12 protein-coding genes are annotated in these 17,541 nt (G+C 70.8%); 5 read left to right on the top strand and 7 right to left on the bottom strand.

Annotation, left to right across the window (positions count from 1 at the left end; translation table 11 throughout):
* Positions 1 to 73 precede the first annotated feature (73 nt).
* The 5 genes from FVP77_RS11280 (at position 74) to sufU (ending at position 6,475) form a co-directional block, all read left to right on the top strand.
* Entirely contained in the window at positions 74 to 1,006 is a 933-nt protein-coding gene (locus FVP77_RS11280) for an ABC transporter ATP-binding protein (protein WP_147894714.1), read from the top strand.
* Positions 1,003 to 2,139: an ABC transporter permease gene (locus FVP77_RS11285; RefSeq protein ID WP_147894715.1), complete on the top strand. Its 1,137-nt coding sequence runs from the start codon at positions 1,003 to 1,005 to the stop codon at positions 2,137 to 2,139. Before FVP77_RS11280 ends, FVP77_RS11285 begins: the two co-directional genes overlap by 4 nt.
* Positions 2,140 to 2,304: 165 nt before the next feature.
* Positions 2,305 to 4,674: a M1 family metallopeptidase gene (locus tag FVP77_RS11290; RefSeq protein ID WP_147894716.1), complete on the top strand. Its 2,370-nt coding sequence runs from the start codon at positions 2,305 to 2,307 to the stop codon at positions 4,672 to 4,674.
* Positions 4,675 to 4,745: 71 nt separating this feature from the next.
* Entirely contained in the window at positions 4,746 to 6,044 is a 1,299-nt protein-coding gene (locus tag FVP77_RS11295) for a SufS family cysteine desulfurase (RefSeq protein WP_147894717.1), read from the top strand.
* Positions 6,041 to 6,475, top strand: a complete 435-nt coding sequence (gene sufU, locus FVP77_RS11300) for a Fe-S cluster assembly sulfur transfer protein SufU (protein WP_147894718.1) — start codon at positions 6,041 to 6,043, stop codon at positions 6,473 to 6,475. Before FVP77_RS11295 ends, sufU begins: the two co-directional genes overlap by 4 nt.
* Before the next feature lie 22 nt (positions 6,476 to 6,497).
* Here sufU and FVP77_RS11305 read toward each other — a convergent pair whose 3' ends face one another.
* The 7 genes from FVP77_RS11305 to FVP77_RS11340 form a co-directional block, all read right to left on the bottom strand.
* A complete protein-coding gene (locus FVP77_RS11305) occupies positions 6,498 to 7,109 on the bottom strand; it encodes a hypothetical protein (protein ID WP_147894719.1) in 612 nt (203 codons plus the stop codon).
* A 36-nt stretch (positions 7,110 to 7,145) separates the two neighbouring features.
* A complete protein-coding gene (locus FVP77_RS11310) occupies positions 7,146 to 7,538 on the bottom strand; it encodes a TIR domain-containing protein (RefSeq protein WP_187266912.1) in 393 nt (130 codons plus the stop codon).
* 79 nt (positions 7,539 to 7,617) lie between these two features.
* Complete coding sequence (locus FVP77_RS11315) at positions 7,618 to 8,166, bottom strand: hypothetical protein (RefSeq protein WP_147894721.1); 549 nt, start codon at positions 8,164 to 8,166, stop codon at positions 7,618 to 7,620.
* 88 nt (positions 8,167 to 8,254) lie between these two features.
* Positions 8,255 to 14,476, bottom strand: a complete 6,222-nt coding sequence (locus FVP77_RS11325; protein WP_187266913.1) for a ThuA domain-containing protein — start codon at positions 14,474 to 14,476, stop codon at positions 8,255 to 8,257.
* A 302-nt stretch (positions 14,477 to 14,778) separates the two neighbouring features.
* Entirely contained in the window at positions 14,779 to 16,026 is a 1,248-nt protein-coding gene (locus tag FVP77_RS11330) for an ROK family transcriptional regulator (protein WP_187266914.1), read from the bottom strand.
* Positions 16,027 to 16,108: 82 nt separating this feature from the next.
* The gene (locus FVP77_RS11335; protein WP_147894723.1) at positions 16,109 to 17,089 is read right to left on the bottom strand and encodes an SRPBCC family protein; all 981 of its coding nucleotides are present in this window, start codon (positions 17,087 to 17,089) and stop codon (positions 16,109 to 16,111) included.
* Positions 17,090 to 17,099: 10 nt separating this feature from the next.
* Positions 17,100 to 17,459, bottom strand: coding sequence for an ArsR/SmtB family transcription factor (locus tag FVP77_RS11340; protein ID WP_246134086.1), 360 nt, complete (start codon positions 17,457 to 17,459; stop codon positions 17,100 to 17,102).
* Positions 17,460 to 17,541: the final 82 nt, after the last annotated feature.

Genomic DNA, 17,541 nt, shown 5'->3' on the forward strand with positions numbered 1-17,541 from the left:
TCGAGCCTGGGATGGAGTCTCGCCGCCTCGGCGAGGCCGGGGACGAAAGAACCCGTCCCGATAGGGTCGAACGATGAGCGCCACCATCGTCGCGGCCGGAGTCCGTCGTTCGTTCGGCACCGTGCCCGCGGTGCGGGACGTCAGCCTGCGGGCCGAGGCGGGGCGCGTCACCGGCCTCGTCGGACCCAACGGATCGGGCAAGACGACGCTCATGCTGATGCTGTCGTCGCTGCTGGCGCCGGATGCGGGCGAGATCAGCGTCGGCGGATTCGACCCCGTCACCGAACCTCACGAGGTGCGGCGGCTGCTCGGCTGGATGCCCGACACGCTCGGCGCGTGGGGCTCGCTCTCCGCCCGCGAGACGCTCGTCGTGACCGGCCGTCTCTACGACGCCACGCGCGAGGACGCGCACGAGCGGGCCGAGGAGCTGCTGCAGCTCGTCGACCTCGCCTCCCTCGCCGAGGCGCCCGCGAGGGTGCTCTCCCGCGGACAGAAGCAGCGCCTCGGGCTCGCCCGCGCCCTCGTGCACGACCCCCAGGCCCTCCTCCTCGACGAGCCCGCCTCCGGCCTCGACCCCGAGGCCCGGATCGCCCTGCGCGTGCTGCTGCGCCGGTTCGCCGACGAGGGGCGCGCAGTTCTCGTCTCCAGCCACGTGCTCTCCGAGCTCGAGGAGGTCGTCGACGACGCGGTCTTCCTCCTGGACGGCGCGACGGTCGCCCCCGACCGCGTGGCCGCCGCCACGAGCCGTCGGCGCGCGTGGCGTGTGCGCCTCGCGAACACGCCGGCCGCAGCATCCGTCGAATCCATCGCCTCGGCGCTGCGCCTCGAGGCGTGGACCCTCGCCGTCGAGCGCCTCGGCGTGATGGTGCCGGTCGGATCCGACGACGAGGCGGCGTCCGCACTGCGCGCGCTCGTGGAAGCGGGTCTTCCCGTCGTGGAGTTCGCTCCGGCGACCGGCACTCTCGAACACACCCTGCTCGACCTCCGCGACGGGAGCCCGACGTGAACGCCGCCCGTATCGGGGTCATCGCCCGACTCGAACTGACGCAGCGCGTGCGCAGCGTCGCCTGGTACGTGCTGCTCGGCGTCTTCGCCGTCCTCCTCGTGGCGGTCACGGCCCTGTCGTTCGGGGCGACGGGGATGGCGTCGGGTGACACCGCCGGCGCGACCGTGTTCTCGATCGTCGTCTACTTCGTGCTGCTGCTGGTCGTGCTGGTCTCGCCGACCCTGAGCGGCAACGCGATCAACGGCGATCGGGATGCAGCGACCCTCGCCCCCGTGCAGGTCACCCTCGCCACCACCGGCGACATCCTGGTCGGCAAACTGCTCGCCGCGTGGGTGACGGGCCTGGCGTTCCTCGCGGTCGCGGTTCCGTTCCTCGTGCTCGCCACCGTCTCGGGCGGGGTGTCGATCGGGGTGCTGCTCGTCTCGCTCGTAGTGCTCGTCGTGGAGGTCGGCGTGGTCGCGGCGATCGGCGTCGGACTCAGCGGCATCCTCGCCCGCCCCCTGTTCTCGGTGGCCGTGACCTACCTGACGGTCGCCGCCCTCGTGCTGGGCACGCCGATCGCGTTCGGGCTCGCCACCGCCGCCAGCTACACCACCGTCGAGTCGAGGTCGCGAAACCTCGAACCCGTCTATCCGACGGATGTGCCCACGGTCGCCCCGGAGTGCATGACCGCCGCCCCCGGGCAGACCGAACCGCTGCCCCAGTGCACCGGCAGCGGGTCGGGGTTCGTCGAGCCGCAGTACGTGTGCGGCGAGTGGACGACGAGCGAGTACCAGACCACGCGCAGCGACCACGTGTGGTGGCTGCTGGCCGCGAACCCGTTCATCGTGCTCGCCGACGCCACGCCGTCGCCGTTCGTCGACGGGGAGCCCCGCGACATGTTCGGTTCGCTCAAGGTCTTCATCCGCTCCGCGCAGCTGTCACCGGAAGCCGCGTCGGAGTACGACGGATGCGCCACGCAGTCCGGCGCCTTCGGCTACACCCCGTCCGAGGAGCGCATCGAGGGCACCACCCCGAGCTGGTTCGTCGGACTCGCGGTGCAGGTCGCCCTCGCCGCGCTGCTGCTGTGGCGCGCCGCGGTGCGCACCCGCACCCCCGCGAAGCGCATGCCCCCGGGAACCCGCATCGCCTGAGCCGGCGCCCCCTTCGAACGCGACGGATGCCGCGCGGTGCCCGCGAGCGTGACGCACGAGGACGACGGGGGAAACGTCGCGGAAACCCGCGTCTCCTACAGTCGACCCGATCGCTCGCGTCGCCGCGCGGTCAGCATCCTTCTCACCGTCGCACGAAGGGGCGTCATGTCGCCGATCAGCACCGCAGCTCATCCCACCCGTCGCCGCGCCTCCCGCTTCGCCGCAGGCGCCGTCGCTCTGAGCCTCGTCGGTGCGGGTGCGCTGGGCGCCGCGCCCGCTCACGCCGCCGAGCCCGGCGGGCAGGGTACGGCCGACTCCCTCTTCCCGAACGTCGGGAACACGGGCTACGACGTGCAGCACTACGACATCGACCTCGCGTACGACCACGCGACCACGGCGATCGCGGCGACCGCCGAGATCACGGCCGAGGCAGACGTCGAGCTGTCGTCGTTCAGCCTCGACCTCGAGGGGCTCACCGTCGGCTCGGTGACCATCGACGGCGCTGCGGCGACCTTCAGCCGCGTCTCCGACCTCCCCTCCACCACCCACAAGCTGATCGTCACCCCGGCGGCGCCGGTGACCGGCACGTTCACCACCGTCGTCGAGTACTCGGGTGTGCCGACCCGCCACACCGACCCCGACGGGAGCTACGAGGGCTGGGTCGCGACCGCCGACGGCGCGACCGCGGTGAGCGAGCCGGTGGGCGCCATGACCTGGTTCCCGAGCAACAACACCCCGCTCGACAAGGCGACCTTCGACTTCTCCTTCACGATCCCCACCGCGATCACGACATCGACCGGCACGGGCCCGGCGGCCGCCGTGAGCAACGGCGAGCTGATCTCGCGCACGGTCAACGCCGACGACACGACGACGTGGGTCTGGCAGCAGCGCGAACAGATGACGACGTATCTCTCCCTCGCGTCCATCGGCAAGTACGACGTGCACGAGTCGACGATCACGCTGCCGAGCGGTCGAACGATCCCCGAATGGAGCTTCATCGACTCCGACCTCTCCGACGCGCGCAAGACGACGTCGCTCGCGTCTCGGGCCGAGATCGGAGCGGTGCTCGGGTGGCTCGAGACCGCTTACGGCCCCTACCCCGGCAACAGCACGGGCATCGTGGTCGACAACGCGGGCGTCGGTTACGCGCTCGAGACCCAGGACCGCTCCTTCTTCGACCGCTCCGCGAGTCGTGGCACCCTCATCCACGAGCTCGTGCACCAGTGGTTCGGCGACGCCGTGACGCTCTCGGACTGGAGCGACATCTGGCTGAACGAGGGGCCGGCCGAGCACATCACCTCCCAGGTCGAGGCGTCGCTCTACGACGGCGACGCGATCGAGACGGTCTGGTACTCCGCCTGGAACGACACGGCCGCCGATGACGCGGCGTGGCTGACACCCGTCGCCGGCTTCGACGACCCCGCCGAGCTCTTCGGCTTCCAGGCCTACTCGCGCTCGGCGATGGCACTCGAGGCGTTGCGCCTCACGATCGGCGACGACGAGTTCGACGAGATCTTCCGCCAGTGGTACCTGCGCCTGAACGGCGGAGACGGATCGACCGCCGATTTCATCGCGCTGTCGGAGGATATCTCCGGCCTCGACCTCCAGGCCTTCTTCCAGGACTGGCTCTTCGACCTCGACAAACCCACCTGGCCGCTCACCCGCACACTGGAGATCTCGCCGAGCACGCGCTCCGGGGTGCAGCTCGAGCGCGGCCAGGGGGTGCAGTACACCGTCGAGGTGGGCAACGTCGGACCCACCGACCTGCAGGGAGGCACGGTCGAGATCGACCTGACCGGTCTCGTCGGCTCGGCGAGCGTGCTCGAGCCGCTCGCGGCGGGCCTGACCCGGAGCGGCGACATCCTCACCTGGGCCGTTCCCACCGTCGCGCAGGGGGCGCCGGCAGCATCCGTCTCCTTCACCGCGACCGTCGACGACGATGCCACGACGGGGCAGCTGAACGTCTCGGTCTCGGCCGTCGACTTCGGCGCCGACTGCCTGCTGTGCGAATCGAGCATCGGAGTCGTGCAGCCGATCGATCCGTTCGGTATCGCGACCGTCTCGGGCGCGCCGATCGTCGGTCAGACCCTCACCGCCGACCCCGGCGTCTGGGCCGAGGGCACCTCGCTGACGTACGAGTGGCTCCGCTTCACCGCCGACGACGCTCGCGAGTACGAGGAGATGACCGGCCAGCCGGTCGACCCCGGATTCGTCGGCCAGCCCGTGGCGGGAGCCACCGGCTCGACCTACACCCTTCAGCCCGGCGACGCCGGTTACGCGTTCCTCGTGGTCGTCACCGGCACGCTCGAGGGCTACGGCGCGGTGTCGTCGCTCAGCGCGCCGACCGCGTTCGTCACCGCCGCGGCGGTCCCGCTCCCGACGACGACCCCGACAGCGGCCCCCGCGCCGCCGGGGCTCGCTGCCACCGGTGGCGACGCCGTCCCGCTCGGCGCCGCGGCCTTCGCAGCCGCGCTGCTGGTCGCGGCGGGCGCCGCGATCGTGGTGCTGCGCCGCCGGCGGGCGGAGAGCGCCTGAGCGCGACACCTTCAGCCCCCACGACCGGGACGGACGACCCCGGGACGGATGCTTCGGCATAGCCTGGAACGATGAGCTCTCCTGACGGTGCGATCCTGGCCGCCGGTTTCGACCCGGTCGCCGTCCGCGGCGACTTCCCGATCCTCGCGCGCGACATCGACGGCGCCCCGCTGGTGTACCTCGATTCGGCCGCGACGAGCCAGAAGCCCCGCGCGGTCATCGACGCGGAGGTCGCCTTCCTCGCCGGCGCGAACGCGGCTGTGCACCGCGGCGCGCACACCCTCGCCGCCGAAGCCACCGAGCTGTTCGAAGACGCGCGCGAGACGGTCGCGGCCTTCGTGGGAGCGCGTCCCGAGCAGCTCGTGTGGACGAGCGGGGCGACCGCGGGCCTCAACCTCGTCGCCTACGCCCTCGGAAACGCGTCGATCGGGCGCGGCGGACCGGCGGCACGGAGATTCTCCCTCGCCCCCGGCGACGAGATCGTCGTCACCGAGTCGGAGCACCACGCGAATCTCATCCCCTGGCAGGAGCTGGCCGCCCGCACCGGCGCCCTCCTCCGTCACATCCCCGTCCTCGACGACGGACGTCTCGACCTCGGGGTCGCAGCGTCGGTCATCGGCGAGCGCACCCGCGTCGTCGCCTTCCCCCACGTCTCGAACGTGCTCGGCATCGTGAACCCGGTCGCCGACCTTGTGAGCCTTGCCCGCGCTGCGGGGGCGCTGACCGTGCTCGACGCGTGCCAGTCGGCGCCGCACCTGCCGCTCGACCTGCCGACGCTCGGGGTCGACCTCGCCGTGTTCTCGGGCCACAAGATGCTCGGCCCCTACGGCATCGGTGCACTCTACGGCCGCAGCGACGTGCTCGAGGCGCTGCCGCCCTTCCTCACCGGCGGGTCGATGATCACCACCGTGACGCTCGATCGCGCCGAGTACCTGCCGCCGCCGCAGCGGTTCGAAGCCGGCACGCAGCCCGTGTCGCAGGCCATCGCCCTCGCCGCCGCCGTGCGCTACCTCGGCGGGCTCGACATGGCGGCCGTCCACGCTCACGAGACGGCGCTCGAGCAGCGGATGCTGCGCGGACTCCGCCAGATCCCCGGCATCCGCCTGCTCGGCGATGCCGACGGCGTCGAGCGCGTCGCGCTGTGGGCGTTCGACGTCGCCGGCGTGCACGCGCACGACGTCGGCCAATTCCTCGACGCACGCGGCGTGGCCGTGCGCGTCGGCCACCACTGCGCGCAGCCGCTGCACCGCCGATTCGGGATCACCGCGTCGGTGCGCGCGAGCGCCGCGCTCTACAACACGGAGGACGAGATCGACGTGTTCCTCGACGCGCTCTCGGGCGTGCGCCCCTTCTTCGGAGCCGACGCATGAGCGGGCTCGAGTCGCTCTACCAGGAGCTCATCCTCGACCACGCGAAGAACCGGCGCGGCTTCGGTCTGGCCGGGTCGGATACGGATGCGACGAGCCACCAGCGCAACCCGATCTGCGGAGACGAGATCACGGTGCGTGTGCACATGGAGGGCGATCGCGTCGCATCCCTCACTTGGGAGGGCGCGGGGTGCTCGATCTCGCAGGCCTCCGCCTCGATGCTCGCCGAGCTCTCGACCGACCTCGATCGCGCCGGCGCCGAGCACCTCATCGAGGGCTTCCGCGAGGCGATGCGCTCGAAGGGCACCCTCGAACTCGACGAGGACGAGTTCGGCGACGCCACCGCCCTGTCAGGAGTGTCGAAGTACACGGCCCGGGTCAAGTGCGCGATGCTCTCGTGGGTCGCGTTCGAAGACGCCCTGCGCCGATCCTGAGCGGGACCCCCGGCCCCGTCCGCTAGCGGCGGAGCGCGGCGACGTCGGCGGCGACGCCGATCACGTCGTCGACCGGCACGGCCGTCTCCTCGGCGGTCGCGCTCAGCGCGGCACCCGTCGTGACGACGGTGACCGTGCCCTCGGGGAAGAGCAGCTGCACACTGCCGACGTCGGCGAGCGTCTCCCCCTCGGCCAGCAGATAGACGCGGCCGTCGACGGCGGCGGCCCGCGGGTCGTCGATCACGGTGCCGGTGGCCGAGAGCATCTCCATGTCGTCGGCGGTCCAGCCCGTGCCGTCGACGCCGATCGCGATCGCCCCGTACCCCTCGAGGTCGGTCGTCCCCTGGTCGACGTCATCGGTGATCCACACGCACGACGTGGCCGAGGAATCCTCCGACGAATCGTCGGGCGAGAAGATCATGCCCGCCGTGATCGGCGCGGCGACCGCGGCGACCTGGTCGCACGTGATGACGAGCGCCGATGATCCGGCGTCGACCGGCCCCGCCGCATCCGTCTCCGCCACCGGACTCGCGGGCGCAGGCTCCGCGGCAGCGGAGCAGCCGGCGAGGAGGACGAGCCCGACGAGTGTTCCGGCGAGGGCCAGGGAACGGGTGCGAGATGCCGTGTGCGCCATATCCCACACGCTATCGGTCGCCCGCGCAGTCACCGATCACGGCAGACGGGCGCCCCATTCGGGCTTGCAGCACTCGATCGCATCGATGAAGGCGGCGATCTCGGGCGACCCCCACTCGGCCATCGTCAGGCCGGCGAAGGGTGGCCGATGATCGGGGTCGGCCCACACGCCGAGGATCGGCTTGCCCTCCTCCCGCGCACGGCGCAGCTCCCAGGACTGCCCCTCCGACGACCGGGTGTGCCGGCTCACCAGTGCGATGACCGCGTCGCACCCTTCGATGCGGTGACGCGCGCGACGCACCCAAGTGCGGTCGTCGGGGCGCTTGACCGCCAGGTCGACGAGGACGAAGGGATCGCGTGTGCGGAACGACTGCGCCCGGAAGGATGCTTCGCGATGCTCGTCCTCGACGGCGAACGATACGAAGATCACCTTCGATTCGACGGCTACGGCTCCGGTTCTCCGACGTACGGCCGACCGGACGGGGGACTCGATGCTCGCCGCGCTCATCTCAGACCGCTCGATCCTTCGTACGGCGGCGGAGCACGATCGCCCCCACCACGCCTCCGACGAGGAGGACACCCGCACCGAGTCCGACGATTCCGACGCCGAGAGCCGAGGATGCGTCGTCGTCCACCGCTGCGGAGGTCGTCTGAGCGCTGATCGGCTCGTCCAGTTCGGTCACGGTGAAGACGGCGGTCGTCTCCGCGACGTCGGGCGTGGTCGTGCGCACCGTGACCGTCCATCGCCCCTCGCCGAGGAAGGGCTGCTCGCTCACCCAGCGCCCCTGCCCCTCCGATGACGAGACGAGCGAGACCGGCCCGGCCGTGCGCCCGTCATCGGCCTTCGCCGTCACGAGCGGGTCGATGATCTCGTTGACCATGTGGCCGTCCCGCACGTATTGGGCGTAGAGCGACACGCCTCCGATGCCGTCAGGACCGATGGTCAGCTGGATCGGACCGCCGTGCGCGCGTGCGGCACCGGGCGCCAAGAGGACGAAAGCGGCGGCCAACAGGAGGGCGAGGGCCGCACCGAATGGGCGAAGGACAGTCTTCGTCATGGTGTCATCTTCTCTCGTGATCGACGGGGAAGGCTAGACCCGGGGAAGCCCCGGACGCATCGCGCCCGGGGCTTCTCCGGTGGGGGGATCAGTCCTGCGCTCCGCGGCGGCGGCGCGTGACCAGGTAGACCAGGGCTCCCAGGAGCAGCAGGCCCGCTCCGAAGGGGAGCTGCAGCTGCCAGGCGTCCGAACCTGTCGCCGGGAGGCTTCCGCCGCCCGTGCCGCCACCGCTGCCCGAACCCGCACCGGTGCCCGTACCCGGCCCGGTGCCGGGGCCTGTGCCGGGGCCCGTGCCCGGGCCTGTGCCGGGGTCGGTGCCGGGGTCGGTGCCCGGATCGGTGCCCGGATCGGTGCCGCCGCCGCCGGGTGCCGCGGTGACCGTCAGCTCACCGCTGCGGGCGACCTCGACGCCGTCGATGCGGAGTGCGATGTGGTGCACGCCCGGGTCGACGCCGGCCGGGATGGTGACGTTCACCGAGAAGGTGCCGCTGGCGCTCGTCTGCACCGTCGCCAACCGCAGCGGGTCGGAGAGGATCCAGATCTCCACCGCGGTGTCGGCGGGCAGATGAGCGCCGGTGACCGAGACCTGTCCGCCCACGGCGACCCCGGTGGGGTTCACCACGACCGACGGGTCGGGCTGCGGCTCGGGATCGACGATCACCTCGGCGACCTGGGCCGCCTCGTCGGCGCCGACGTTGCCCGCCGCGTCCACCGCCCGGAACGCGACCGTGGCGGCCGCGGTGCCGGGGACGACGATCGGCTCGGCGTACGAGACCCACGCGCCATCGGCGGTCAGGCGGTACTCGATCCGGTCGATCCCGCTCGTCGCGTCCGTCGCCGTGAGGGTGACGGTGCGCGCCGCGACCGTGGCAGACGCGGTCGGGACGACCGTGTCGATGCGGATGACCCGCTGCTCGGTCACCGAGACGTTCTCGCCGTCGGTCGCACGGATCCACAGGGTGGTCGTGCCCTCGTCGTCGATCACGAGCGACGCGCCCAGGGCGGTGAACGTCTCGCCGTCGGTGGAGTACTCCACCGAGACGGGCTCCTCACCCGTGGTCGTGCCCGTCGCGGTGACCTCGACCTCGTCGACGTACCACCCGTTCTCGCCGGTGGGCTGCGACGGGTCGATCGTGACGTCGAGACCGATCACCGGAGTCTCGTCCGAGACTGCGGGCACCTCGACGCTCACGGCCTCCGACGTGTTGCCTGCCTCATCGGTGGCGCGGTGCCAGACGGTCTGCGCCTCGTCGGTCAGGGAGACGACCGACTCGTAGCCGGTCCACGCTCCCTCGCCGATGCGGTACTCGATCGACTCCACGCCGCTCGTGGCGTCCGTCGCCGCGAGGGTGAGCGTCCGCGGGCTGGCGACGACGTCGACGACGGCCGTGCTCACCGGAGCGAGCGCGTCGATCTTGAACGACACCTCGTCGGTGACCGGCTCCTGGTTCGGAGCCGACGCTCGGAACTGCACCGTGTGCTCGCCGTCTCCGGTCACCCGCACGGCCGAGGTGTACTCGACCCAGCCGGCGCCGTCGACGTTGATCTCTCGGTACACCGTGCTCTCGCCGCCGCCGGTCGTGGTGACCGTGACCTCCACAGCATCCGTGTACCAGCCGTTCTCGCCCGTCGGCTCCGCCGGGTCGAGCGCCGCGCTCACCGAGATCGGCTCGGCGGCGGTGTCGATCACCCGGAAGTAGTCAAAGTGCGCGGTCTTCGAGACCTGGCCCTGCGCGGAGTTGCCCAGCGCGTAGAGACCGATCCGACCGGCTGCCGCCGGCTCGTTCTCGAACGTCTCGGCGAACGCGGTCCACGTGGTGCGGTCGGCGCTGTACGACCCGGAGATGGTCGTGCCGGTCTTGGCCAGTCGCAGCCAGACTATGCCGTTCGACGGCGCCGCCGCGTTCGGCTGCGGGTTCTGGACCACGCCGCCGATCTCGCTGCGGATCTCGAGGTTGCGCGGCGGGTTCTCGCCGCCCGAACCGGTCGCCAGGATGTCGATCTTGACGTAGTTGTCGTCGTCGGCCCGAAGGATCAGGCCGCCCTGCTGGTAGGCCCGGTCGAGGCGCGAGGCGTCGACCTTCGTCTCGACGACCCAGTCACCGTCGGGCTGCGCCTGCGTCACGAAGTTCGGCACACCGGTGTCGGCACCGTAGATGTCGTTCGGCGTGGTGTCGATCTGCAGCTCGCCCCCGGCGACCCGGTAGCCCTCGGGCTGCGGGTTCTCGACGGTCCAGCGGCAGGCGTCGAGCGACGTGCCGTCGAATTCGTCGTCGGGGGTGGCGGCCGAGGCCGTGTCGTCCGGCGTGATGTGGAACCAGTCGAACCTGGCGTCGATCACGCTGGGCGCCGAACCGCTGTTCGAGAAGGCCGCGAGTCCGATGCGCGGGTTCGAGATACCGGCCAGCTGCTTCGTCTCGGGCATCGACGTGTAGGTCGATCCGTCGGCGGAGTACGACGCCTGCAGGTTGCTGCCGTCGCTCGTCAACCGCACGAAGTAGGTGTCGGGGAACGCCTCGCCCAGGGGCGACGTGTTCGAGGCCGCGACCTCGTTCGGGGTGCCGTTCTCCTCGCGGATGAACTGGAACACGCGTCCGGCGGCGCTGGCGTCACGCGCCTGGAGCACCATCTTGGCGTAGTTGTCGTCGTCGCCGTACACGAGCAGACCGGCCTGCTGGTAGGTCGCCCGCGCCGGCAGGGTCACCTTCGCGGTGGCCTGCCAGGCGCCGTCCGGGAGGTCCTGCAGCACGATGTTCGGCGTGTCACCACCGGCCCCGTAGATGTCGGTCTTGCTCGCGGGGATCACGAGGCTGCCGTTCTCGAGGCGGAGGTCCTGGTTCACCCGCACGTTGCCGTTCCACCGCTCGGTGTCGAGCGCGTCGCCGTCGAACCCGTCGGAGCGGCCCGACAGGCAGGTCTCACCGCCCGGCGTCGACACGGTGATCTGCACGACCTCGTCGCGGTAGGCGCCCTGCTCGTCGGTGGCGCGCACCGTCAGCAGGTAGGTGCCCGGCGTCTCGTAGATGAACTGCTGCTCACCCTCGCCCGGCGCGAAGCCGTCACCCGTGCCCTGGTCCCACTGCAGGGTCACCGGGCCTCCCTCGGGGTCGGTCGCCGCTGCCGTCGCGTTCACGACGAGCGGCGCTGCGCCCGATCGCGTGTCGACGTTCAGGGTGACGACAGGGAGTCCGTTGCTCTCCACGCCGTCGCCGAGCCAGTCGAAGTAGTTCACGTTGACGCCGCCCGAGATCAGGACGAAGTACAGCGTGCCGGTCTCCTGGGGAAGGTCGCCCAGCTCGGCGTCGAAGTACTGGTAGGTCTGCCAGGCTCCGGTCGCGGTGAAGTCGATCGTGCCGATCTCCGGCCCGGTCGGCGAATCCCAGCGCATCGAGATGGAGCCGCCCGCGTCGGGCGAGGCGAGACGGGCGCGCAGCCCGTCGATGCCGGTGAAGTTGATCGGCTCGTACGACCACCAGTCGCCGGGCTCGACGTACGACAGGTTCGATCCGCCGCCCGCGTCGCCCGTGGTCTCGGTCTGCACTCCACCGGGTCCGTCGACGTTCCCGGTCGCGGTGAAGAACTCGGCCTCGAAGTGCTTCGGGTTCAGGATGTTGGTGCCGTAGCCGGTGAGGGGCACGCCCGCGGCTCCGCCGTCGTCGGTGTAGCGCACGTCGACCACCCAGAAGATGTTCGAGGTGATGCCGTGCCCGCCGTCGCGGCCGGTGGGGATGCTGCCCGAGCAGCCGCTCAGCTCACCCCACGGGTGCTGGTGCGAGTCGTGGCCGAGGGCGGGGAGCACCTGCACCTTGGCGCAGTCGATCGGCTCCGATGCATCCGGGTCGGTGATGACGACCTCGTACGCGACCTCGTCGCCCCAGTTGAAGAATCCGCCCGACTGCGGGAAGACGATCTCCACCTTGGGCTCGGCGTTGCCGACGACGAGGTTGATGGTCGCGATCGAGGTGCGTCCGTCCTCGTCGGTCACCGTGAGGGTGGCCGTGTACTGGCCGACGCCCTCATAGGTGTGCGCCGGATCGGCCTCGCTGGTCTTCGGCGATCCGTCGCCGAAGTCCCACTCGAGGGTGAAGGGCTTGCCCGCCGGGTGGCGCGTGCCCTCGGAGGAGAAGTTCACCGCGAGGGTGTCGCCGGCGCCGTTGGTGACGTCGGAGCTCGCCCGTGCGAGCGGCGAGGGGTTGGCCTGCACGTAGTCGATCCGGTAGATGCCCGAGCTGGCGTTGTCGCCGCCGAAGCCCTGGCCCCAGTCGATGACGTAGAGGGCGCCTTCCGGGCCCCACGTCATGTCCATGGCCCGGTAGAAGCCCTGAGCCGGGTCGAGGATGCCGGGGAGGACGCGGTTCACGTCGACGATCTCGGTGTTGCGCGGCGCATCCGTCGTGTCGGTGTTCAGCTGCATGCTGAAGACCTGACCGGCGTTCCAGTCTCCGAAGATGGCCTTGTTGTCCCAGTAGGCGGGCCACTTCACGTCGGAGTCGAGCTCGGGGTCGAACTGGTAGACGGGTCCGCCCATCGGCGCGCCGCTGTAGCCCGAGCCGTTGCCGATCTCCTTGAAGGGGTTGTCGGCGCCGCTCGAACCCCAGTACTCGGGCTCGATGACGGGGGGCAGGTTCGTCAGACCGGTGTTGTTCGGGCTGTTGTTGACGAGGTTCTGCGGGTCGAACACGGCGCCGGAGACGCGCGTGCCGAAGTTGTAGTCGTTGTAGCAGGTGACACCGGCGCAGTACGGCCAGCCGTAGTTGCCGGGCTCGTCGACGATGTTCCACTCGGTGGTCGCGGCGGGGCCGCGCGACGGGTTCGCGGAGCCGGCGTCGGGGCCGTAGTCGCCCACGAGGACGTTGCCGGTGTACGGGTCGAGACCGATGCGGAACGGGTTGCGGAAGCCCATGGCGTAGACCTCGGCGCGCGTCTGGGCGGTGCCCTCGGCGAAGAGGTTGCCCTCGGGGACGGTGTAGGTGCCGTCGTCCTGCGGGGTGATGCGGATGATCTTGCCGCGCAGGTCGTTCGTGTTGCCCGCGGTGCCCTGAGCGTCGTAGTCGCTGCGCCCGCTGCGCTCGTCGATCGGCGTGTAGCCGTCGGACTCGAACGGGTTGGTGTTGTCTCCGGTGGCGAGGATCAGGTTGCCGTCGAGATCGAACACCATGTCGCCGCCGGCGTGGCAGCAGGTGTTGCGCTGGGTCTTCACCTTCAGCAGCGCCTTCTCGGACGCCGCGTCGAAGGTCTGGGTGGCGGGGTCGTACGTGAAGCGCGAGATGCGGTTGTGGGGGCCGTCCTCCGGGGTGACGGTCGCGGGCGCCCAGTACACGTAGAGCCAGTTGTTCGTGGTGAAGTCGGGATCGAGCACGAGGCCGAGCAGACCGTCTTCGTTGCCGAGGGTGACCGGCAGGTTCAGTGCGGTGCTCACCTGCTGGGTCTCGGGGTCGATGCGCTGGACGCGGCCGTTGCGCTCGGCGTAGAACACCGTGGTGTCGTCGGCCACTTCGAGTGCCATCGGGTTGCCGGTGTTCGTGTCGAGGGCGACGAGCTCGAAGCTCTCGCTCTGCGTCGCATTGCAGTCGGCGTCTTCGACGCCCGCCGCGGTGCGGATGCCGCCGAGGAGGTGCTCGACGAACGCGGCGTCTTCGAACGACTCGTTCGTGTGCCCGCCGCCGGTGTACCAGGCGCGGCCGCCGTCGTAGGTCTGGCACCAGGCCAGCGGGTGGTCCACGCCCATGCCGCCGCCGGTGTAGGTCGACTCGTCGAGCGACATGAGCACGTGCACGTCGTCGCGGGGGTTCGTGCGGAAGTCGTACCACTCGTCGTAGCGCGGCCAGACCTCGGGGAGGTGCGCGGTCGAGGGGTGCGCGTGGTCTTCGACCTTGACCTCCGCGTTCTGCGGTGCGGGGTGGCCCTGGAAGTAAGCACCGACCAGCTGGTTGTACCAGGGCCAGTCGTACTCGGTGTCGGAGGCCGCGTGCACGCCGGCGTAGCCGCCGCCGGCCTGGATGTAGCGCTCGAACGCCGCCTGCTGGTCGGCGTTGAGCACGTCGCCGGTCGTCGACAGCCAGATGACGACGTCGTAGGCGGCGAGGTTCTCGTCGGTGAACGCGGCGGCGTCCTCCGTCGTGTCGACGTCGAAGCCGTTGTCGGCACCGAGCTTCTCGATCGACGCGATCCCCGCGGGGATGGAGTCGTGCCGGAAGCCGGCGGTCTTGGAGAAGACGAGGGCGCGGAACTCGCCCGCCTCCTCGGCCGCGGCCTGAACGGGGGCGGCGGCCGGGGCCGTGGGAACGGCGGATGCGGCCGGTGCGCTCATCAGTGCGAGGGGGATCGCGAGAGCGGCGGCCGTGAGGCCCGCCAAGACGCGTGAACGGCGATTTCGTACAGCTGTGTACAAGGGGTGTTCCTCTCGAGCCGAGCCACCGTCGATGTGGTCGCGCTTCCCGCGGCAGGCGGGTCCCGATGGAGCGACGGTGCTTCCGGGGGGTTGCGGCGATCCTATGAGGCGCATTTGTTGTCTGTCAAGACATACTCACCCGAAGCCGCGGCCTGAGGGCGCGCCGACGGCCGCCGCGGGCGACACGCGGCGGGTGGAGGACGGATGCCGCGCCCGGAGCCCTATCCGAGATCGGCGAGCGACGCGCGACCGGCGGCGACCGGTACCGCGATCGGATCGCTGAGGAACGGACGGAACGCGAGCTCCGCGGCGCCGATGAGCAGGCTCATGCGCCCGAGGCGCGCGCCCTGGAGGCGAACCTGCTCGGCGGGGCCCGGAAGAGCGTCGGCGCGCAGCATCCGCTCGAGCCGCTCACCCCCGATCCGGCCCAGGATTTCAAGGAAACCGCCGAGGACGACCACCTCGGGATTCAGCGTGTTGATGATCGTCCGCAGCGCGACGGCCAGGGAGGCGAGCTGCGCGTCAAGGAGGGCGCGCACGTCGTCCCGGTCGACATAGGCCTCGGCCAGGAGCGCCTCGAGTTCATGCGAGCGCTCGACCCCGAGGTCGACCGCCTCGAGGAGCGCGCGACGGGTGACCTCGGCCTCGAGGCAGCCCTGCGATCCGCACCGGCACGCCGCACCGTCGGTGCGGACGAGAGTATGTCCGATCTCCCCGCCGAACCCCCCTCGGCCCTGGATCAGGCGGGCTTCGGCGACGATCCCGCCGCCGATCCCGCTCGCCCCGCCGTTCAGGAACACCACGTTCCCGCTGCCGGTTCCGGCCCCGAAGAGCACCTCGGCGACGACGCCGCAGCTCGCGTCGTTGGCCGCCCACGCGGGCACGCCGAGCGCGTCGGCGAGCATCGCCGAGATCGGTTCGTCGACCCAGCCGAGGTGGGGCGCGAGGCGCACGGACCCGTCGACCGCCGACACCAGTCCAGGAACGGCGAGTGCCACCCCGATCACGACGTGGCGCTCGCCCAGTTCGGGCTGCATGCCGGCGACGAGCGCCCTCACCGAGTTCACGACCTCACGGGCGGTCGGCGGCCGCTCGTGCTCCATGCGCACCTCGCGGAGCACTCGGCCGCCCATCGCCACGATGCCGAGCGTCGTCGCGTCGAGCTCGGGGTTCACGGCGATCACCACGTGCCGCACGGATGTCGAGATCTCGAGGCTCGGGCGACCGATGCGCTTGGTGTCGCGGGCCTCGCCGACCACGATCAGATCGCGCGCCTCGAGGTCGGCCACGATCGTCGCGATCGTCGAGCGGTTGAGCCCCATGGAGCGTGTCAGGTCGGCCCGCGAGATCGACCCCGCGGCGTGGATCAGCCCGAGCGCGGTCGACAGGTTCGCGCGCCGCAGGTCGTCGAGGTTCTTGCCGCGCACGGGCGCGTCGAAGAACCCCGTCATGGCGCGCGCCGCATCCATGGATCCCATCCCTACCGCCCCGATTGCCAGAGTAGACCCCTTGCGCGCGGACACGCACGCGAGGGGTGTGGTCCGGTTCCAATCAGGCGTCGGCGAGCACTCCTTCGAGGCGGGCGTAGCTGGCCTCCATGCCGTCGGTCATCCCCGTGGCGAGCACCATGTCGCGGGTCTCCTTGTTCGGGTACTCGATGAGGAGCGTGAGGAGGGTCACGCCGTCCTCCTCATAGAGCGACATGTCGTTCGTCGTCGACGGGTAGTCGGTGCCGGTCATGTGCTCGGTCGTGACCGATCGCACGGGAGCCTCCGACAGGAGCACGTCGCCGTCGAACCCGAAGGGCTCCCCCTCGGTGCCCTCCTCCGGCGCCCACGCGTAGCGGTAGCGGCCACCCGCCTCCGCGCTGGGCTCGCAGACGGTCATGCGCCAGCCGTCGGGGCCCAGCAACCACTTCTTCATCAGTTCGGGATCGTGGTGAGCACGCCAGACCAGGTCGCGGGGCCCGTCGATCACCCGGGTGATGCGCACGTGGGTGTCGTCGAGCAGCTCGGTCTGCGTGCCTTTGCCCATCGCGTAGTCGCGGAGGTCGGCCACGACCCGGTCGAGCTGTCCGATCGCCAGCGTGGAGCCCTCGACCATCCCCATCGAGGTGAGCTGCTCCAGCGCCTCGGCCGAGGGGAAGTACGTGACGCTGGTGACGCGTGCCCCCGTGTCGGTGCCGTCGAAGGCGAAGGTCATGCGCATCGACGGCATCCCCTCCGCCGTACGCCCCTCCTCGTCGACGAACGAGTCGATGACCTCGTAGCCGCTCGTCGGGTCGATGCGCAGGAACTCCCAGGCGCCGCGCGACTTCTCGCCCCGGGGGCTCGTCATGGCGTACTGGGCGCGTCCGCCGACGGTGAAGTCGAACGTCTCGAAGGTGGCGGGCCAGCCGGGAGGGCCCCAGAAGCGCCCGAGCTGCTCGGGCTCGGTGAAGGCGCGCCAGACGCGCGACGGCGAGGCCTCGACCTCGGCGACGAGCGTCATCGTGAGCGACTCGGGATCGGTGGTGACGGCGGTGACGGGCATGGTGTTCTCCTCAGTTCTCTGGGTCTTGCTGCTTCTCGGGCAGTCGTTCGGGCTCTGCGAGGAACGCGTCGAGCCGGTCGATGCGGGCGCGCCACAGGGCTTCGTAGCGCGTCATGAGCTCGCGGACGCGGGCGATCGTGGCGGGGTTGGCCCGCACGAGGCGCTCGCGCCCGTCGGCGCGCTTGACGATGAGCTCGGCCGCCTCGAGCACGGCCACGTGCTTCTGCACGGCGGCGAAGCTCATGTCGTAGTCGGCGGCGAGCGCCGACACCGACTGCTCGCCGCGGATGGTGCGCTGCACGATGTCGCGTCGCGTCGTGTCTGCCAGCGCCCGGAAGATCCGGTCGAGCTGCGCGTTCTGGGTTTCCATTTCTACAACCATTTGGTTGTACGTTAGCCCCGCCTCGTCCACCCGTCAAGAGTCCGGCGCACGAGTCTCGCTGCCCCGACGG

Origin of the sequence: Microbacterium hatanonis, assembly GCF_008017415.1 — a bacterium.
Classification (GTDB): Bacteria; Actinomycetota; Actinomycetes; order Actinomycetales; family Microbacteriaceae; genus Microbacterium; species Microbacterium hatanonis.